This window comes from Ruegeria sp. CF3, assembly GCF_056537365.1.
The window spans coordinates 251,568-270,312 of sequence record NZ_JBQFRK010000002.1; the positions used below are offsets into that span (position 1 = coordinate 251,568).

At 55.0% G+C, this 18,745-nt stretch carries 17 protein-coding genes; 11 read left to right on the plus strand and 6 right to left on the minus strand.

Features of this window, described 5'->3' with window-relative positions; translation table 11 throughout:
- Positions 1-12 precede the first annotated feature (12 nt).
- Positions 13-600, minus strand: a complete 588-nt coding sequence (locus tag ACR0KC_RS08945; RefSeq protein WP_170393837.1) for a helix-turn-helix transcriptional regulator — start codon at positions 598-600, stop codon at positions 13-15.
- Between the two features lie 11 nt (positions 601-611).
- A complete protein-coding gene (locus ACR0KC_RS08950) occupies positions 612-1,190 on the minus strand; it encodes a carboxymuconolactone decarboxylase family protein (RefSeq protein ID WP_170393839.1) in 579 nt (192 codons plus the stop codon).
- 269 nt (positions 1,191-1,459) lie between these two features.
- Between ACR0KC_RS08950 and ACR0KC_RS08955 the strand changes: the two genes are divergently transcribed.
- The 4 genes from ACR0KC_RS08955 to ACR0KC_RS08970 are packed head-to-tail and all read left to right on the plus strand — an operon-like array spanning position 1,460 to position 4,855.
- Positions 1,460-2,206, plus strand: coding sequence for an amino acid ABC transporter ATP-binding protein (locus ACR0KC_RS08955; RefSeq protein ID WP_304621969.1), 747 nt, complete (start codon positions 1,460-1,462; stop codon positions 2,204-2,206).
- A 1-nt stretch (position 2,207) separates the two neighbouring features.
- On the plus strand, positions 2,208-3,050 hold the full coding sequence (locus ACR0KC_RS08960; protein ID WP_480705997.1) for an amino acid ABC transporter permease: 843 nt from the start codon (positions 2,208-2,210) through the stop codon (positions 3,048-3,050).
- Between the two features lie 36 nt (positions 3,051-3,086).
- On the plus strand, positions 3,087-3,920 hold the full coding sequence (locus ACR0KC_RS08965; RefSeq protein ID WP_170393843.1) for a transporter substrate-binding domain-containing protein: 834 nt from the start codon (positions 3,087-3,089) through the stop codon (positions 3,918-3,920).
- 53 nt (positions 3,921-3,973) lie between these two features.
- On the plus strand, positions 3,974-4,855 hold the full coding sequence (locus ACR0KC_RS08970) for an amino acid ABC transporter permease (protein WP_170562105.1): 882 nt from the start codon (positions 3,974-3,976) through the stop codon (positions 4,853-4,855).
- 7 nt (positions 4,856-4,862) lie between these two features.
- On the opposite strand, the gene ACR0KC_RS08975 is transcribed toward ACR0KC_RS08970, so the two are convergent.
- From ACR0KC_RS08975 to ACR0KC_RS08985, 3 genes are all read right to left on the minus strand, one after another.
- On the minus strand, positions 4,863-5,180 hold the full coding sequence (locus ACR0KC_RS08975) for a non-heme iron oxygenase ferredoxin subunit (RefSeq protein ID WP_170635751.1): 318 nt from the start codon (positions 5,178-5,180) through the stop codon (positions 4,863-4,865).
- Positions 5,181-5,183: 3 nt separating this feature from the next.
- Positions 5,184-6,128 carry a fatty acid desaturase family protein gene (locus ACR0KC_RS08980; RefSeq protein ID WP_480705999.1) on the minus strand — a complete coding sequence of 315 codons (945 nt, stop codon included), beginning with the start codon at positions 6,126-6,128 and terminating at the stop codon, positions 5,184-5,186.
- Positions 6,129-6,282: 154 nt separating this feature from the next.
- A complete protein-coding gene (locus ACR0KC_RS08985; protein WP_480706001.1) occupies positions 6,283-7,368 on the minus strand; it encodes a hypothetical protein in 1,086 nt (361 codons plus the stop codon).
- A 95-nt stretch (positions 7,369-7,463) separates the two neighbouring features.
- Here ACR0KC_RS08985 and ACR0KC_RS08990 point away from each other — a divergent pair, with 95 nt between their 5' ends.
- Positions 7,464-8,393, plus strand: coding sequence for a LysR substrate-binding domain-containing protein (locus ACR0KC_RS08990; RefSeq protein WP_170732632.1), 930 nt, complete (start codon positions 7,464-7,466; stop codon positions 8,391-8,393).
- Between the two features lie 96 nt (positions 8,394-8,489).
- A complete protein-coding gene (locus tag ACR0KC_RS08995) occupies positions 8,490-9,539 on the plus strand; it encodes an aromatic ring-hydroxylating dioxygenase subunit alpha (protein WP_480706004.1) in 1,050 nt (349 codons plus the stop codon).
- A gap of 34 nt (positions 9,540-9,573) precedes the next feature.
- On the opposite strand, the gene ACR0KC_RS09000 is transcribed toward ACR0KC_RS08995, so the two are convergent.
- Positions 9,574-10,377, minus strand: a complete 804-nt coding sequence (locus ACR0KC_RS09000; protein WP_480771742.1) for a phytanoyl-CoA dioxygenase family protein — start codon at positions 10,375-10,377, stop codon at positions 9,574-9,576.
- Between the two features lie 273 nt (positions 10,378-10,650).
- On the opposite strand from ACR0KC_RS09000, the gene ACR0KC_RS09005 reads away from it, so the two are divergent.
- From ACR0KC_RS09005 to ACR0KC_RS09025, 5 genes are all read left to right on the plus strand, one after another.
- Positions 10,651-11,901: an FAD-dependent oxidoreductase gene (locus ACR0KC_RS09005; RefSeq protein ID WP_480771743.1), complete on the plus strand. Its 1,251-nt coding sequence runs from the start codon at positions 10,651-10,653 to the stop codon at positions 11,899-11,901.
- A gap of 14 nt (positions 11,902-11,915) precedes the next feature.
- Positions 11,916-12,173: a sarcosine oxidase subunit delta gene (locus tag ACR0KC_RS09010; RefSeq protein WP_170635755.1), complete on the plus strand. Its 258-nt coding sequence runs from the start codon at positions 11,916-11,918 to the stop codon at positions 12,171-12,173.
- Complete coding sequence (locus tag ACR0KC_RS09015) at positions 12,160-15,030, plus strand: 2Fe-2S iron-sulfur cluster-binding protein (RefSeq protein ID WP_480771744.1); 2,871 nt, start codon at positions 12,160-12,162, stop codon at positions 15,028-15,030. Before ACR0KC_RS09010 ends, ACR0KC_RS09015 begins: the two co-directional genes overlap by 14 nt.
- 1 nt (position 15,031) lies before the next feature.
- Positions 15,032-15,520 (plus strand): sarcosine oxidase subunit gamma, encoded by a 489-nt coding sequence (locus ACR0KC_RS09020; RefSeq protein WP_480771745.1) that lies wholly within the window; start codon positions 15,032-15,034, stop codon positions 15,518-15,520.
- Positions 15,521-15,811: 291 nt separating this feature from the next.
- On the plus strand, positions 15,812-18,604 hold the full coding sequence (locus ACR0KC_RS09025; RefSeq protein ID WP_480771746.1) for a bifunctional aconitate hydratase 2/2-methylisocitrate dehydratase: 2,793 nt from the start codon (positions 15,812-15,814) through the stop codon (positions 18,602-18,604).
- The last annotated feature ends 141 nt before the right edge of the window (positions 18,605-18,745 follow it).

An 18,745-nucleotide genomic window follows, 5' to 3' on the forward strand; every position in this document is an offset into this window, starting at 1 on the left:
ATCAACTGGCCACTACGGACGTTCGGCCTGAACGGTCAGGAAGACGAACTCGGGGGTCAGTACCTCTTCGAAGCCGTGATTCAGCTCTGCATCGACGCTGATGCTGTCTCCTGCTGAAAGAGTAAATCGGGCCTCGCCGTAGCGATAGATGGCCTGCCCTTCGAGAACCTGCACAAACACGACGCCATGGCCGACATAAGTGGGCGGCTGCCCCTCGTCGCGCAACAACGTGACACGACGGGCCTGAAAGCGCAGGTCCTTCCGGGAATGCAGCGCAAGGTTGACGTATTCGTGCGAATGGCCGCCCGCCAGTCGCGTAGACTTTAGCCCTTCGCCATGGCGAACCAGCGTATAGTCGGTGTGATCTGTCCGCGCTTCGCGAAACAGCGATACGATTGGTACTTCCAACGCCTCGGCAAGTGCAGCCAGCGTATCGATTGACGGAGAGACCAACCCGTTTTCGATACGGCTGACCATTGCAGCCGAGATACCAGACTGTTCTGCCAACCGACGGGCGGATTGCTTGCGGCTTTGGCGCAGCTCCCTGAGCGAGGCACCAATAGCGCGATCAATCTGTCTTCCCGGCGTGTCATCGTGCATGATTCAATCCGTCAATCCTCGGCGTAGTAGCCCACCACGTCCCCTTCCGTTGTGACACCCAGACCATTCAGCAATCGGTTGGCATAATTGAAATATCCGACGATCTGGTTGATCTCGAGAATCTCTCCGTCTTCCCAGCCGGCATCTTTCAATGCGCGAACTTCGGATTCCTCCATTGCACCCGGCGACAGGGTCAGCTTTTGCGCATAGATCAGCGCGGCCAACTGCGCACCTTCAAATGCGTCCTGCGGACGATGGGCCTTTAACGCGGCCTCGATTGCGTCGGCGCGTGCGTCGTCACCGATCAGATGTCGGGCGTTTGCCCAATGGTTGGCATAAGAATAGGGGCAGGTGTTCAACGTCGATACGTAAGAGCTGATGACTTCCTGAAACCACATGGGTATGGAATTGGCTTCATCATGCAGGCACGCGCGATACAGAATGACGTGACCTTTCATGGTGTTGGGACGCAGTGAATGCACGCGCATCACGTTGTCCACGGTCCCGTGTGGTGTGCGCGCCAGATCCAGAGTCGCTCTCAGGTGCTCGTCGGCATCTTCGTCAGATATCATCCGAATCCAAGCGGACATTCACGTTTCCTCTCGTGTTTTCTGTTTCTATTTTCGCGGCGTGTGCCGTTCGGCTGAGTTTTTTATTGACGAATATTGCACATTAAGCAACCATATTGAACAGCGCGCAACGAATTTGAGGATTCTGAAGCTTTGCCAGATCTCTCCACACTGCCTGAATCCCCTCGAATGACCTCGTGCCCATGCGTGCATGACCTCATGTTGCGATCGCACCACCACAGCGTCATAGATCAGCGACGCCAGCTGATCCGCATCTTGACAGGTTCGGCATGACACAGCTCTCCCCCATGATCGAAGTGACCAATCTGGATAAGTTCTATGGGACTTTCCATGCGCTCAAGAACATCGATCTGACCGTTCATCAGGGCGAGAAGGTGGTAATCTGCGGCCCGTCCGGATCGGGAAAGTCCACCCTGATCCGCTGTTTCAACGGTTTAGAGTGGCATAATTCCGGGCGTCTCGTGATCGATGGGATCGAAGTCTATGAAGGTGCCAAGGAAATCCGTGAACTGCGACAGGAAGTCGGCATGGTCTTCCAGCAGTTCAACTTGTTTCCGCACCTGACTGTGCTTGAAAACCTGATGATCGGACCGATGAAGGTGCGCAAGCTATCCAAGGCGCAGGCCGAGGAAACCGCGCGCAATTATCTCGACCGCGTTCATATTCCTGAGCAGGCCGATAAGTACCCGGCGCAATTGTCGGGGGGGCAGCAACAGCGCGTCGCTATCGCGCGGTCCTTGTGCATGGAAACACGGATCATGCTGTTTGATGAACCTACATCCGCGCTTGATCCCGAAATGATCAATGAAGTGCTGGATGTGATGGTTGAACTGGCCGATACGGGCATGACCATGGTGGTTGTCACGCATGAGATGGGGTTTGCGCGCAAGGTCGCCGACACGATGGTCTTTATGGAGGCGGGGCAGATCGTTGAAATCTCGCCGCCCGATCAGTTCTTCACCAACCCGTCAAGCGAGCGCTGCCGTCTATTCCTGAACCAGATATTGGAACACTAACGTGACCGATCTGGGCATATCACAAGGACGCGGGCAAGCGCTGCCGAAGCCACCACTATACAAGCGGTTCTTTGGCTCGGTGTTAGTGTCCGTCGTGATCTATGCGGTTATTGTCGGGTTGATCGCCTACGGGTCATATGTTGGCGCGCAGGGTATGGGCTATAATTGGCAGTGGTATCGCGTGCCCCAATTCCTGTACCGCAACACCGAGATTGGGTTCGAGTGGGGCGAAATTCCCATCGGACTGGTTGCCACGATCAAGCTGTCAGTTACCTCGTTTCTGCTGGCCACAGCTATCGGGTTGCTAGTGGCGTTACTGCGCTTGTCCGGCTTGGTAGTTGGCACGGCTGTCGCGGTTGCCTACCTTGAACTGATCCGCAATATCCCGCTACTGGTTCTGCTTTACCTGTTCTATTATGTGCTAGGGCCAATCTTTGGATTTGATCGATATACCGCCAGCATCTTGACCTTGGCGGTGTTTCATTCAGCCTTGATTTCAGAGATCCTGCGGGCGGGGATCAACGCCATCCCATCTGGTCAGTGGGAGGCGGCCAAGTCTATCGGTATGACCCACTATCAGACCTACAGATATATCATTCTGCCGCAATCTGTTCGCTTTATGCTACCGCCCATGACGGGCGAGGTCGTCCACTTGATCAAATCCTCGGCTATTGTCAGCGTCATTGCCGTGGCCGAACTCACCACCTTCGGGCGCAACATTATATCCGACACGTATATGAGTTTTGAAATCTGGTTTACTATCGCGCTGGTCTATCTGGTGGTGACCCTGATCCTGTCGATTGGCGTTAGCTATCTGGAGAAGAAATATGCCGTCGACCAATAACCACAAGAACTTAACCGGACAACAAGGAGAACCAAGATGAAGCTATCTCGCAGAATGCTCGGGGCGGCCCTGGGCGCGGTCGTGGCAACAGGCATGGCGACCTCAGGCTGGGCGCAAAGTGCGACTCAGGAACTGTCCCGCGAAAGTGTGATTGAAACGATCAAACAGGATGGGGTAATCCGGATTGGTCTTTCGCTGTTCGTGCCGTGGTCGATGCGCGACAAGAATGGTGATCTGATCGGGTTCGAACTGGATGTCGGTCGCAAGCTGGCCGAGGACATGGGTGTAGAGGTCGAGTTTGTACCGACCGCCTGGGATGGCATCATCCCGGCGCTCGTATCCGGCAATTTCGACGTGATCATCTCGGGCATGTCGGTGACTGCGCAGCGAAACTTGACGATCAACTTCACCGATCCCTACGCGTATTCGGGCCTGGCTATTATGGCTAACAAACAGTTGACCGATGGTATGTCTTTGGAAGATTTCAATAAACCTGAGGTCACCTTTGCCGCTCGTCGCGGTGCGACACCAGCTACAGTGATCGCGGAAAACTTCCCCAACGCGACGCTGCTGTTGTTTGATGAAGACGGTGCATCAACGCAAGAAGTGCTAAACGGAAACGCGCATGCTTCGATGGCGGCTCAACCTACGCCGAACCGCGAGGCCGGTCGCCATCCGGAAACTCTGACCGTTCCGTTCGATAACCTCTATGATCCGCGTGGCGAAGCGTTCGGAGTACGCAAGGGCGATCCGGATGCCATGAACTTTTTCAACAATTGGATCGCTCAGAACTGGCGGTCGGGTTGGTTGGAAGAGCGTCACAACTATTGGTTCGCAACTGAAGAGTGGGCAGACCAGGTTGCCCAATAACCAATTAGCCGGGGGCGGGTCAGCCGCCCTCGGGCCTGAAGTGGAGCGCCCAGGTGCCTGAATTTCTTAGAAAACTCCGATGGCCAGATTATCTGATCGTGGCGGTATTGATCGCCTTCTTCGGATATATCTGGCTGTCGATCGAGGGTACGCTGAACTATAAGTGGCGGTGGGAATTGATCCCCAGCTACATCGTCGGCTGGCATACTGGGCGAGAAGAGTATTTTGCCAATCTATTGCTGCAAGGCTTGGTGGCGACGGTTCGTATCAGCATCTATTCCGGCATTTTGGCGCTCATTCTGGGTACAATTCTGGGGATCGCGCGCTGTTCTGCCAACCTGACCATACGCATGCTGGCACGCACTTATCTTGAATTTCTGCGTAATGTGCCACCGGTTGTTGTTGTCTTTATTTTCTTTTTCTTCCTGTCGCAGCAACTGATCGACGCACTAAACCTTGAACGCTGGGCACGTGGAATTGCGCGGCAAGAAGACAACCAGATCTGGACATTTTTCTTTGGTGAGATGCGGCGCTTTCCGTCGCTTGTCTCAGGTGTCATCGTTCTGGCGCTGTTTGAAAGCGCATTTGTCGGCGAAATTGTCCGTGCCGGTATTCAATCGATCCCCAAAGGTCAGCGTGAAGCTGCACGCTCGATCGGGATGAGCCGTTTGCAAGAGCTTCGCTATGTCGTGCTGCCGCAGGCGATGAAAAAGGTCGTGCCGCCGCTGGCCAATCAGTTCATCTCATTAATCAAGGACAGCTCAATCCTGTCGCTGATCTCGGTTCAGGAACTGACCTACAAGACCGTCGAACTGGTCGCCTCGTCCCGGATGATCTTTGAGGCATGGATCACAACGGCTGCATTCTATTTTGTCGTCTGCTTCGGCCTCAGCCGCATCTTTGCGCGGCTAGAGAAACGATCTGACAAGCGCTAGGTTCAGGTCACATTCGGACCTGAACCATTCCATCCTGAATCCGTGTCTCAAAAACCCGCATTGCTCGGGTCGCAGGCGCTGAAACGGGCTTGCCATCACGCACATCGAACGCGCCCTGGTGCAATGGGCATTCGATAACATGCCCATCGAAATAGCCGTCACACAGATCAGCCCCACCATGGTTGCACAATGCCAGCGAGGCATAGACACCGCTGGGTGTATCATAAACTGCAATCAATCTCGGCCCGATCTGAACCCGCGTGACCCAGTTTTCTTCCAGCTTCGATGCCTCGATCACATCGCGCCAAGATTTGTCTGCCGCCATCTCTCAGGCCTCGGCTTTGCGTTGCATGATCTGCCGCAGAATGTCGCGATGCGCAGCCAGATATCCACCTTTTTCGACGAAGATATGATCCTTTAACTTCTCATGCAGACGGGGCAGAGCGTGAAAGGGAACTGAGGCGACATAGTGATGTTCGGCATGATAGTTCATATTCCAGCATAAAAATGACATCGGCTTTGACACCAGATTGGTGCGCGTGTTTTCTGACATCTGCGCCACGGTGGGACGTCCGACATGCTCGGTCATTCGTATGAATCGCATCACCGGCTCACCCAGAAACAGGGGTATGATCCAATACCAGATCAATCCCCACCATCCGGTGAAGGCCATAGCCAGAAAGATCAAAGCGTAAATGGCCAGCATGCGGCGCGCGTCCCAATAGACCGACTGATGCTCCTCTTTGGGAATGAAACTCAACTCGGCCTTGCTGAGCTTCCCAAAGGCATGTCGGAACAGCTCAGTAAACTTACCGCGCCAATAAGGCAGGGCTGACAGGTACAAAAAGTACTCGCCAAGGGATTTGGGCAGCGGGATCAGTTCGGGATCCTCTCCGTTCAGTTGCGTATACGTGTGATGATCACAATGTTCGTATCGGAAGAACCGATGGGGCAGAATGATGATCAGCCCGCAAATCTGACCAACCAGATCATTCAACCACCGGGTGCGAAACACGGTATAGTGCACACACTCATGCTGAAGTGAGAAATGATGCACCAAGACGACCCCTTGCAGAAACATCGCGGGCCAAATCAGCCAACTGTTCCAGGCTAGGGTGATCAATGTTGTCGTGCAGGCCAGCACTAAAATCCACATTGCAAGATGACGTAACCCGTGCGCGTTCGAGCGTTGCATGAATCCCTTGAGTTCTTCGCGCGTCAGTTTTCCTTCGCCCAGAGCCTGAGTCAGCGGCGTAACAATAGCTTTTGACATGTGATTTCCATGATTTTGCCGGAGCGGGGGTCTTGCCCTCTGCGCATATTCCGGCACCGGAGACGGGAGTGCTCCGCACCATAGGGCCAACTCGAACAGACCCTATTATCTAAGAGTATTTCCACAGCTCGTGATTCGATCAAGCCGCTATTGATCAGCCAACTGCACGCAGACCGATATCCGGATCGGGATGGGCGAACAGGGCGGCCGCGCAAGGGTGCCGATCCAGGATTGATTGACCGCAAGGCAGCCGTTCGGCATGGAATGTACCGCGGTCCCAATAAGTTACGCCATCGATTTCGATGGACGGATCAATAACGTTCCAGCTGATTTCTCCGGGCGCGTACGCCCCGCAGGTGTGGAAATGCAGGATGCGTGGATTTCCGAAAGCGGAGCCGCCCCAGCGTTCATAGTTTTCACGCATATCCCAGGGGTAGCCACAGCCCGGATGAATACCTGCATGCCAAGAGTGCACGAAATTGCGATCAATTCCCAACTGATTGGCTACCCGGTCATAATGCGCCTCGGCCCGTGCGGCATTGGCGGGATCGCCGTCAAAACGCTGCAGCCGCCCATTCTCCATCATCGCAAAGACGGGGCGGTCGAATTCGATGGTGTAGTCATCGTAATACTTCGACCCCGTTCCCGTCAGAAAACTGATCGCCACACGGCCCGAGAAACTGTGGGCAGGAACCGGAGTAAAGACTGACATCGGAAAGCGCAGGATCGAGGTGTCGCCCGATGGTTGCAGGTTCATCACTGGCCGACCGCTTACATCAGTGCCCAAAGGGCAAGTGATCCGCACCTCGCTGGCCGCGTCCAAGACCGCGTTGATATCGGCCTTAAGCTCCATGAACGCATCGTGGTGGCCGTTGGAGAAACCAGATCCCAGCATTTCTTTGGTTAAAGCGAAGCTAACGATGACTTTCTTACCCTGCGGCATGTCCGAGAACCGCAACTGATCCCCAAGACGGGCCAGAAATAGAATGATGTCTGCCGCTTCGAACCGGGCAAGCAGATCGGGCGATAATTGCGGATTGTCCGGATTGAAGCCCACATCAATCGTGTCGACCCCCAGCCCAAGTTGACAGGCCGCCTGACTGACAACATTCACGCTGTCGGCGTCGAAATATCCAAACTCTGCAGGTTCATAGGCAATCAGCAGCCTTTCACCCGCCGCCGCGCGGGCGCAATTGACCAGCAGATTGTAAGCGCCCCGCTCTGGCGTCATGTCGGACATCGACATCTCCTGATTACTTGACATTATCAACTTACGGCCTAAGGCCGCCGGCAATCCATTTGAAAGTGATAATGGCTGACATTAGGATGACTAATATGATCTTGAATCTGCCATACTCCGCGCTGCGAGCCTTTGAGGCAGTTGTACGCCATTCCGGCTTTTCACCCGCCGCCGAGGAACTGGGGGTCAGCCAAAGTGCCGTCAGCCAGCACGTCAGATCGCTCGAGGAATGGCTTGGGCGGGATTTGCTGGTGCGCGGTGCGCGGCAATCGCGACCTACCCGCGAAGGTGAGCAATTGGCGCAGGCAATCTCGGATGGGCTGGGCCGCATTTCAGATGTGTGTGCGCAACTTCGCGATCGAACGCGTGCGGACCGGACCATCGTGATTTCATGCTTGCCGGGGTTTGCATTCAACTGGCTGTTTCCAAGGCTTCTGCACTTTGATTTGGCCCACCCGGACCTGTCTATTTCGATCGCGACTGATACGGGATACTATCCGTTTTCCGGCGCAGATTCCGATATCGGCATTCGATATGGTCTTGGTGAATATCCCGGGTTTGAAGTGGATTTGCTTATGCCGGAAAGGCTGTTTCCCGTCTGCGCGCCCGCGCTGTTGCCTGAACTGAAGCGCATTGAAGATTTGTCACAGCACACACTGCTCGTAGATGAAAATCTGCACCATGGTACGTCCAGCCCAACATGGGAGTTCTGGGCGCGGCAATCCAATCTGACATTGCCGTCTGGAGTGCGCACGCGCCGATTGGGCCAATCAAACATGGTCATACAGGCAGCGATTGAGGGGCTGGGGGTGGCGCTTGGGCGCGAACCGCTGGTGATTGATGCCTTGTGCGATGGCCGTCTGGTGCGACCGTTTCAGCAACTGACTCAATCGCCACTTTCCTATTGGCTCGTCCGGCGCCCTGATAGCAAAGACAGCCAAAAAGTCAGCGAGTTCCTGAACTGGATCAAGGCCGAAGTTGCTTCGCAGCCCGATCTGCCCCCGTCGGTTATGCTGCCGAATTAGCTTGCCTTATATGTATCATTACGAATCCAGAATGGTGTATTGCACTGACGCTGCCATAATGGCGCTAAGCCAACTGATCAAATTGGAGAGCAAACCATGTACCTCAGAAATTGCTGGTATGTTGCCGCCTGGAGCAAGGATATCGGGCGCGAACTGAAAGCTGAGACATATCTGGGTGAGAACATTGTGCTCTATCGTCAGCAGGATGGGACGCCCGTTGCGCTTGAGAATGCCTGCCCGCATCGCAAGCTCCCGCTATCCGATGGCAATCTGAAAGGGGATCTGGTCGAATGCGGCTACCACGGGCTGACATTCGATTGTTCGGGCAAATGTACGGACAGCCCAACGCAGCGGGGGATGACGCCTCGGCGCGCGGTGGTGAAGTCTTATCCAGTTGTCGACCGCTATCGCCTGCTCTGGATCTGGATGGGCGATCCTGAACTGACTGATCCGGACTTGATTTTCCCAATCGAAAACTTTGATGACACGAGCTGGGGCCTGACCGATGGCGGGGTGATGGATATCGATTGCCATTATCTTTGGGTTTGCGACAACCTGCTTGATCCCAGCCATGTGGCCTGGGTACATGTCTCGTCATTCGCCGGCGCGGGAACGGATGAAGAGCCTCTGGACGTCAAAAAGACAGATCGCGGCGTGATTGTCTCGCGCTGGATCGAAAACAAACCACCATCGCCTTACTATGCCAAACTGGTCTCGTTCGACGGCGATTGCGACCGCTTGCAGCATTACGAAATGTGCATGCCCGCAATCGGGCTGAATAAGTCCATCTATACTCCGGTTGGCACGGGTGGATATGACAAAGATCCTGTCGATGAGACATTCATCAACATCTCTTACAACTTCATGACGCCAATCAACGAGGATCAGACCAGGTATTTCTGGTTCCAGCATCGCAACTCTGATCCGGACAATGCCGAGGTTTCAAAGTTCATGAATGAAGGTGCCCGGATGGCGTTTCTTGAAGACAAAGATGTGCTGGAAAAAGTGCACAAGGGCATGAAAAATGCTCAGACACCGCATATTGATCTGGGTTTGGATGCCGGGGCAAAAACATACCGACGCGTGCTCGACCGAGCGATCGAGGCCGAGGCCGCTGTGCCAGAGGGTGCAATTCGGCAAGCCTGAAACTTGAACAGAGGCCAGTTCCCGTCCCCTTATCTTAGGTGTTGCTATAGATGACAGGGAAGCGCCCACAGGCAAAGGGAGTACCCGGTTTCAGGTCGTCATCATGAAGCCATTCAGTGACGCTATCGCGCGGTTCATAGGTGGCACCTTCAACGGCAAAACGTACCGCATATCCACGCCTGCGACGGGTCGAGGTTCGGTTGCCCATCGCCGAATGCACAGTCATTCCATCGAAGGCCAGTGCATCGCCAGGTTCCATCTGTTCATGGTGGAATATGTCATATTTAGTGCGATCCGCCTCGAAATCGGGCATGTCGATATAGTCCGGGTTATCCTCTTCCAGATAGTGAAGAAACTTGCCAAGCTGGTCAGTTTTGAAAGGCCGGTATTTTGCGCCCCAAGCGTGCGAGCCACGGACAAATTCCAGCGCTCCATTGTCTGGGTCGACAGGATCAAGTGCGATCCACATTGTCATGATGGGACCGGCCACAGGCCAATAGGGCTGATCTGTATGCCAGCCGGTCTGGGTGCGTGTGCCAGGTTCTTTCACGAAAATTTGGTCATAGATCAACGAAGTCCAGGGGCTGCCCGCCACCTCGGCCACGCGCTTTCCAATATCTGAGTTCAGACAATAGTCCTGAAAGATACCCGGTTTTTCACGCATATTTTTATAGGCAAAATACCGGTCACCCTTTTTGACCTCTTCGTCCACGGCATCACGCAACTTGTTTAACCAATCGTCTGTGAGGATGTTTCTCAATAAAACGACGCCGTCGCGCGCATACGCTTGCTGAACAGTATCTGTATCCGGTGTGTTTATCATAGTTCTTCCATCCATAGCATCCGCCTCATTTCCCGGCGGGTTTGAATTCAGGCGCAAAGCGCCACGGTCTGCATGGAGTCAGAGAGAGGGTGAACTGCGGCAGTTTATGATGAAGCAGGGCCAGCGGGATCGGGCCGACCATTTGCCAGCAAGATTCCGATGAAACTGTTCAATTTTGAAGGTCATGCGCCATGGTAGCCCACGACCTTTGATTGCCCAAGCTGTTTTTGCGTAATGGTAAATATATTTATTGACGATATATTTTTTCCGATAAATATTGTGCTTGCTATGCAAAAATATTCGGCATTTTCACTCGCCCGTAACGCAATTTCTGGTCATAAGAACTGGTCCCGAGCCTGGCGGAGCCCGCCGCTCAAAGACCGGTACGAGGTGGTGGTGATCGGGGCAGGGGGTCACGGGCTGGCCACGGCTTATTATCTGGCCAAAGAGTTTGGCATAACCGACGTCGCCGTGCTGGAACGGGGCTGGTTGGGTGGCGGAAACATAGCGCGCAATACGGTTACGATTCGGTCAAATTACATGCGTGACGAGTCGATCCCGTTCTACGTCAAATCCGTCGAGATGTACGAAGGGCTGACGCATGAGTTGAACTTCAACATGATGCATTCCAAGCGCACCATGGTGGATGTGGTGCAGACCTGGCCCAAACTGCGAGAGTTGCGGCGACGGCAATTGGTCATGGACATCTATGGCTCGACATATGAACAAATCACCGCAGAAGAATTGCGCAAACGCATACCTGCGCTGACAGGCGGTGGGCCAGATGCGCGCCTGCCGATCATCTGCGGAATGGTCCACACGGACGCAGGTGTAAACCGTCATGATGCGGTGGCCTGGGGCTATGCCCGCGCGGCGGATGCGATGGGGGTGGAGATGCACCAACAGACCGCCGTGCAAGCATTGATCCGTGGCGCTGATGGGCGCATCGAAGGTGTCGAGACCAATCGCGGCACCGTGCGGGCGAAAAAGGTTGTTGTGGCCGTATCGGGCCATACCACGACTTTGACCGAGACAGCGGGGCTCAAGCTGCCATTGCGCACGATGAACCTGACGGCCTTTGTGTCCGAACCAGTGAAGCCCTTGGTGGATGTCATCGTAAATTGCCCGGACAGTGGGTTCTATTTCAGCCAGTCTGACAAGGGCGAGATGGTGATCGGCGGCGCTCCTGATATGGGGCAAAGCTTTCGTCGCGACATCAAGCAACATGTGTTCGAAGACACTGTGACCGCGATGCTGTCGCTTTTCCCGAGCTTCAAGAAACTCAAACTAATGCGCCAATGGGGTGGGCATCTTGATATTGCCCATGATGCCTCGCCCATCATGGATCAGACTGACGTACCGGGGCTGTTCGTGACCGCTGGCTGGTGGGGCGGATACAAAGCCATTCCTGCGGGCGGACTGACGCTTGCGCATCTGGTCGCCAAAGGCGAGCCGCATCCGCTGATGGCCTCGTTCACTTTGGACCGTTTCCGCCATCTAGAATTTGTGATGGAAGCCGGCACCACAACGGCGAGATAGGAAGGGACAGGACCATGATGCTCATCCTCTGCCCATTCTGTGGCAAACGCAATGAAAGTGAGTTCGTCTATGGCGGCCCGGTCGGTGCTGCTCGACCCGATGCCAACGCCGTCAGCGATGCTGATTGGGTCGAATACCTGACCATAACGCCCAACCCGATGGGGCCTGTGCAAGAGCGGTGGTGGCACGCACGGGGCTGTGGCGAGTGGCTGACAATCTGGCGGGATACCGTGACACATGACATTGTGGAGGTGCCCGATGGCTCAGATTAATCGCCGCGCAGTGGGTGGTCGTGTTGATCGAAGCCGCCCTCTGACGTTCCAGTTCAATGGGAAAACTTACGAAGGGTTCGAAGGGGACACTCTGGCCTCGGCCTTGCTGGCAAACGGGGTGCGAGTAACAGCCCGTAGTTTCAAGTACCACCGCCCACGCGGCATTGTCGGACACGGTCCCGAAGAGCCAGGAACGCTTGTGGAGCTGGAAGGCGAGGACGCCTCGGGCAACCGTCCAGCGACCACGGTTCCATTGCGCGAAGGGCTGAATGCACGCTCGGTCAATTGCTGGCCATCACCCGAGTTTGATCTGGGCGGGATCAATCAATTGATTGCCCGTTTTATTCCTGCGGGCTTCTACTACAAAACTTTCAAATGGCCTAACTGGCAACTGTTTGAACCATACATCCGCAAGGCGGCGGGGCTGGCAGCAGCGCCTGCGCACCCGCCTTCATCGGGGCATTTCGAAGCGCGCTACGCTCATGCAGATGTCTTGATTGCAGGTGCAGGTCCCGCCGGCCTGCAAGCTGCACTTGAGGCTGGTCGGGCAGGCAAGCGAGTCTTCCTCGCAGACGAGGGAACCGAAGCGGGCGGCAGCCTCCTGAACCGCACCCTGACCATTGGCGGGCGTCCGGCGATGGATTGGGTGGGCGAAGCGGTTGAAGAACTAAGCCAAATGGCAAACGTCACCCATCTTCAGAACTCGACCGTATGGGCCTATCGCGAACACAACCTAGTGATCGTCAATGAACGCGAGCCAGATCAGGCCAGCATTCTAGAACGCAACTGGCGGGTCCGTGTTGCTGAGGTGGTGATTGCCACCGGGGCCACGGAACGGTCGATGGTGTTTGCCAATAATGACAGGCCGGGCGTCATGTTGGCCTCATCCGTGCAGGCCTATGTTAATCGTTGGGGCGTGACACCCGGTCAGAGTGTGGTTCTGTTCACCAACAACAACAGCGCTTACGCAGTGGCCGCCGATCTGGTCGCAGCTGAGGTAACGGTTAACGCGATCCTCGATAGCCGCGACACGGTTCCAAGGGAAGCTCTTGATCTGGTGTCGGGGATAACCGTCCATGCCGGAACAGTAGCCGCCGATATCCGAGGGTACAAAAGCATCCGTGCCGTCAAGGCCTTTCCCAAGTCCGGGGGCGTAGGCACCTGGATTGACTGCGACTTGCTGGCCCATTCCGGAGGCTGGAACCCAACCGTGCATTTGTGGTCTCAGTCCCGCAGCACACTTCGGTTTGATGAAGAACTCGCTGCGTTTTTGCCCGATCAACCGATTCAATCCTGTCGGGCCGTCGGCGCGGCGGCGGGGGATCTCACACTGGATCGGATCATCGATGACGGTTCAGAGCTGCCTTATTCGATTGAACCGCTATGGCGCGTAGATGTGCCAGGGCAACGCGGAAAGGCATTCCTGGATATTCAGAACGATGTTGCGGTCAGCGATGTGCATCTGGCGCTGCGTGAAGGATATGACAACGTGGAACATGTCAAACGCTACACCACTGGCGGGATGGGCATAGATCAGGGCAAGACGGGCAATATCAACATTATTGGCACCGTTGCTCTGCAAAAGGGCGTTCCATTGCAAGATTTTGGCACGACGACATTCCGCTCTCCCTACACGCCGGTCTCATTCGGTGCGATTGGGGGGCTGCGTGAGGACTCGGTGTTGTTCCCCTACCGGCACACGCCGGTGACCCAATGGAACAAGGATTATGGCGCAGTGATGTATGAGGCTGGTGCCCGATGGCGCCGTCCGGGGTTTTTTCCCAAACCAGGTGAGGGCCTGCAAGAGGCGGTGAACCGGGAATGCCGCGCGGTGCGTGAAGGCGTTGGCGTATACGACGGTTCGCCGCTCGGCACGTTTGAGCTTAAAGGGCGCGATGTTCCGCGCTTTCTGGATTTTCTGTATTCGAACATCCTGTCCAGCCTGAAGCCCGGCGATGGTCGCTATGGTCTTATGTTGTCGGATGACGGTCTGATCATAGATGACGGGGTGACCTTTCGGCTGGATCAGTACCGCTGGGTGATCTCGACCTCAACAGGTCACGCGGACGCCATCAACCAGCACATGGAAAAGCTGCTTCAGACCGAGTTTCCTGACTGGCAAGTCATGATCACAACTGTGACAAGCCAGTGGAACAACGCCACCATTTGTGGTCCCCGCGCGCGCGATGTCATGCACGCGCTGTTTACGGATATCGATCTGTCGCCCGAGGCATTCCCCTTCATGTCGTTCCGGGACGGTACGGTTGCGGGGTTCCCTGCGCGGGTTGTGCGCGTCAGTTTCACCGGTGAACTATCCTATGAGGTCAACGTTGCCCCACGCCACATGGCCGCCTTGTGGGACAAGGTGATGGAGGCTGGTGCACCCTTTGGTATCCTGCCTGTAGGATCGGAATCCAGCCATGTCTTGCGTGTGGAAAAAGGCTTTCTTTCGCTGGGGCACGAGGTCGACGGTACCGTGGACGCCTATGACTTGGGCATGGGCTGGGCAATGTCGAAGAAAAAGCCCGACTACCTAGGCAAGCGCTCGGTCCACTTGCGCCGTGAAGCGGTAGGGGAACGCCGGGAATTGGTCGGCATCTTGCCCGAAGACCCTGACAAGCAAGTGCCCGAAGGCGCGCCACTGACCCCCGAAGGTCGCAAAGAAGCGACCGAAGGATTGGTTACCGCCTGCGTCTGGAGCGTCGTCAACAATCGCTGGGTTGGCCTGGCGTTGCTGAAGAACGGGCAGGAGCGACACGGGCAAACCGCGCATGTTCGGCTGAAAGACGAGGTGATCCCGGTGACCATCACAAAGCCTGTATTCCATGACCCCGAGGGTCAGCGCCTGAGGTCCTGAGATGAGCTACGACGTCAAGATCGAACGCCAAACCCTGAATGCGCTGTTTGACCTCAAAGGGGATCCCGAGGTCGTTCAAAATTGGGCCGAATTTTCTCTGCCAAGCCGCCCCAACACGAGGGCGATGCAGGAAGCGTTTGAGGTATATCACATTGGACGCAATCACTGGATTGTACGTGCTTCGCTGGAACTGGAAGAGGCACTGGAAGCACAGCTCAAACCAACGGATTGCCCTGCGGACATCAGTATAGTGCGGATATCGGACACCCTTACCTTCTTTAGTGTCGCCGGACCCCAAGCCGCTGAAGTGATGGCTATTGCCTGCCCGCTTGATCTGCATGTCACTGCTTTTGATGAAGACGCAGTAACCTATTCCGAGTTGTTTGGCCTAAAAGCACTTGTGATGCGCTGCGAGGCTGGTTTTGAGTTTGCGGTTGAACAGAGTTTTGGCGACATGGTTCAGGATTATCTGACCCGAGCAACTGCCTGACGCAATTCGAAGCAAGGGCGGTTTACGCCTTATGGCTATTCATTACCTCGCCGGTCTATATGCATATCGTCCAGGAACAGGGTTCAGATAAGGACATAGCGGACTTATCGAAAGTCATTGGCTGGCACAAAATCCTTTGTGAAGTGTTGCTTTTAGACGGGACATCGCGCCACAGGTGCAAGGCTTGCAAGTTCCGGTCATTTAGTATACCGCCGCATACAATTAGGATCCTCGGGCGTTCATAACGTCTTTGAGCCCCTGCTAATCGAGCCACATATACCGGAACGAGCCATGAGCCTTTACACCAACTACCTCGACGAAATTGAAGCCCGCAAAGCGCAGGGTCTGCATCCGAAACCGATTGATGACGGCGCGCTTGTCAAAGAGCTTGTTACGCAGATCAAGGACGTCGATCATGCGCATCGTGCAGATTCTCTAAACTATTTCATCTATAATACGCTGCCCGGCACGACCAGCGCCGCTGGCGAGAAGGCACGTTTTTTGAAAGAGATCATTCAGGGCGAAGCGCTGGTTGACGAAATTTCAGTACCCTTTGCCTTTGAACTGCTGTCGCACATGAAAGGCGGTCCTTCGGTTGAGGTTCTTCTTGATCTGGCTTTGGGTGGTGATCCCGAGATCGCAGGGCAGGCGGCTGAAGTGCTGAAAACACAGGTCTTCCTATATGAGGCTGATACGGATCGTTTGAAGGAGGCGTTTTCTGCCGGAAATCCGGTCGCACGCGACATTCTTGAAAGCTATGCGCGGGCCGAGTTCTTCACCAAGCTGCCCGATATCGAGGAAGAGATCAAAGTTGTCACGTATATCGCTGCCGAGGGCGATATTTCGACTGACTTGCTGTCGCCGGGCAACCAGGCACACTCGCGCTCGGATCGGGAGCTGCATGGCAAGTGCTTAATCTCGCGGCAAGCGCAAGACGAGATTCAAGAATTACAGCGCCAGCACCCAGATAAACGCGTGATGCTGATTGCTGAGAAAGGGACAATGGGAGTTGGCTCGTCCCGGATGTCGGGTGTCAACAACGTGGCGCTTTGGACCGGCAAGCAGGCCAGCCCATATGTGCCATTCGTAAACATTGCCCCGATCGTGGCCGGCACGAACGGTATCTCTCCGATCTTTCTGACCACCGTTGGTGTGACGGGCGGGATTGGTATCGACCTGAAAAACTGGGTCAAAAAAGTCGATTCCGAGGGGAATCCGATCCTCAACAATGACGACAGCCCTATCCTGGAGCAAAAGTACTCGGTCGAAACCGGGACAGTGCTCACGATCAATACGAAAGACAAAAAGCTTTATGACGCCGATGGCGCCAATGAGCTTGTTGATATTGCCTCGTCCTTCACTCCGCAAAAGCAGGAGTTCATGAAGGCCGGCGGATCCTACGCCATCGTGTTCGGCAAGAAGTTGCAAACATTTGCAGCACAGACACTGGGAGTCGAGCTGAAGTCGGCATTTGCGCAGTCGAAAGAGATCAGCCGAGATGGACAGGGCCTGACCGCGGTTGAAAAGATCTTTAACCGCAACGCTTTGGGAGTAGCGGAAGGCACGGTCTTGCACGCCGGGTCGGACGTACGGGTCAAGGTCAACATCGTCGGATCGCAGGACACCACTGGCCTGATGACCTCGCAAGAGCTTGAGGCGATGGCGGCGACCGTGATTTCTCCAACCGTCGATGGTGCGTATCAGTCCGGTTGCCACACCGCCTCGGTCTGGGACAAGAAGGCGCAAGCCAACATCCCCAAACTGATGGCGTTTATGAACAATTTCGGCCTGATCACAGGGCGCGATCCCAAGGGTGAATATCACTCGATGACCGACGTGATCCACAAGGTTCTGAACGATATCACCGTGGATGATCGCGCCATCATCATTGGGGGCGACTCGCACACGCGCATGTCCAAAGGTGTGGCTTTCGGGGCGGATTCAGGCACCGTTGCCTTGGCACTGGCCACGGGCGAAGCAACCATGCCCATTCCGGAATCCGTGAAGGTGACGTTCAAAGGCAAAATGGCCGATCACATGGATTTCCGCGACGTGGTCCACGCGACACAGGCTCAGATGCTGAAGGCTTTCGGCGATAACGTGTTCCAGGGGCGTATTATCGAAGTTCATATCGGAACCCTGCTGGCGGATCAGGCTTTTACCTTCACCGACTGGACGGCCGAGATGAAGGCGAAGGCCTCGATCTGTATTTCCGAAGACGAGACCCTGATCGAGTCACTGGAAATCGCCAAAGGTCGGATTCAGATCATGATCGACAAGGGCATGGAGAATGAGGCGCGGACCCTGCAAGGCCTGATCGACAAAGCCGACGCACGCATTGCAGAGATCAGATCCGGCGCAGTTCCAGCCCTGAGGCCGGATGAAAATGCCGAGTATTTTGCCGAGCTGGTCGTTGATCTGGACGAGATCAACGAGCCCATGATCGCCGACCCTGATGTGAACAACGCGGATGTCTCCAAGCGTTATACGCACGATACGATCCGGCCTGTTTCCTACTACAAAGGGGAAAAGAAAGTGGATCTGGGATTTGTCGGATCTTGCATGGTCCACAAGGGTGATCTGATCATCGTATCGCAGATGCTTAAGAACCTTGAGAAGAAGGAGGGCAAGATTGAATTCAAGGCCCCTCTGGTCGTCGCGGCGCCAACCTACAACATCGTTGATGAGTTAAAGGAAGAAGGTGAGTGGAGTATTCTTCAGGAATATTCCGGTTTCGAATTCGACGATCTTTTCCCCAAGACATCAGCGCGAACCGAATATGAAAATACGCTGTATCTTGAGCGTCCGGGCTGCAACCTTTGCATGGGTAATCAGGAAAAGGCTGAGAAAGGTGATACTGTTCTGGCGACATCTACCCGCTTGTTCCAAGGGCGTGTTGTCGAGGACTCGGAAGATAAGAAAGGTGAATCCCTTCTGGCTTCCACACCGGTAGTTGTACTGTCTGCCATCCTCGGGCGAACTCCGAAAATCGAGGAATACAAGGCCGCTGTCGAAGGGATCGACCTGACCCGCTTTGCACCTCCGGTCGCCAAGCCCGCAAATTCCAATTCGGCACATTTCTGATTGGAGAAGGCCGGTCGCCGCTAAGGCGCACCGGCCTTATGCTGTTTAACAGGATCCACTCTGAATCAATAAGCCTAGCAATACTGGTTTTGCGGTATGAGATTTTGGCCCCCTTAGGTAGAGTGCCACGCTGGAAATCTA

Bases quoted from the DNA above. Each gene is read 5' to 3' on its own strand.
- ACR0KC_RS08945 (WP_170393837.1), bottom strand. From the start codon at position 600: ATGCACGATGACACGCCGGGAAGACAGATTGATCGCGCTATTGGTGCC.
- ACR0KC_RS08950 (WP_170393839.1), bottom strand. From the start codon at position 1,190: ATGTCCGCTTGGATTCGGATGATATCTGACGAAGATGCCGACGAGCAC.
- ACR0KC_RS08955 (WP_304621969.1), top strand. From the start codon at position 1,460: ATGACACAGCTCTCCCCCATGATCGAAGTGACCAATCTGGATAAGTTC.
- ACR0KC_RS08965 (WP_170393843.1), top strand. From the start codon at position 3,087: ATGAAGCTATCTCGCAGAATGCTCGGGGCGGCCCTGGGCGCGGTCGTG.
- ACR0KC_RS08975 (WP_170635751.1), bottom strand. From the start codon at position 5,180: ATGGCGGCAGACAAATCTTGGCGCGATGTGATCGAGGCATCGAAGCTG.
- ACR0KC_RS08980 (WP_480705999.1), bottom strand. From the start codon at position 6,128: ATGTCAAAAGCTATTGTTACGCCGCTGACTCAGGCTCTGGGCGAAGGA.
- ACR0KC_RS08985 (WP_480706001.1), bottom strand. From the start codon at position 7,368: ATGTCCGACATGACGCCAGAGCGGGGCGCTTACAATCTGCTGGTCAAT.
- ACR0KC_RS08990 (WP_170732632.1), top strand. From the start codon at position 7,464: ATGATCTTGAATCTGCCATACTCCGCGCTGCGAGCCTTTGAGGCAGTT.
- ACR0KC_RS08995 (WP_480706004.1), top strand. From the start codon at position 8,490: ATGTACCTCAGAAATTGCTGGTATGTTGCCGCCTGGAGCAAGGATATC.
- ACR0KC_RS09000 (WP_480771742.1), bottom strand. From the start codon at position 10,377: ATGGATGGAAGAACTATGATAAACACACCGGATACAGATACTGTTCAG.
- ACR0KC_RS09005 (WP_480771743.1), top strand. From the start codon at position 10,651: ATGCAAAAATATTCGGCATTTTCACTCGCCCGTAACGCAATTTCTGGT.
- ACR0KC_RS09010 (WP_170635755.1), top strand. From the start codon at position 11,916: ATGATGCTCATCCTCTGCCCATTCTGTGGCAAACGCAATGAAAGTGAG.
- ACR0KC_RS09015 (WP_480771744.1), top strand. From the start codon at position 12,160: ATGGCTCAGATTAATCGCCGCGCAGTGGGTGGTCGTGTTGATCGAAGC.
- ACR0KC_RS09020 (WP_480771745.1), top strand. From the start codon at position 15,032: ATGAGCTACGACGTCAAGATCGAACGCCAAACCCTGAATGCGCTGTTT.
- ACR0KC_RS09025 (WP_480771746.1), top strand. From the start codon at position 15,812: ATGAGCCTTTACACCAACTACCTCGACGAAATTGAAGCCCGCAAAGCG.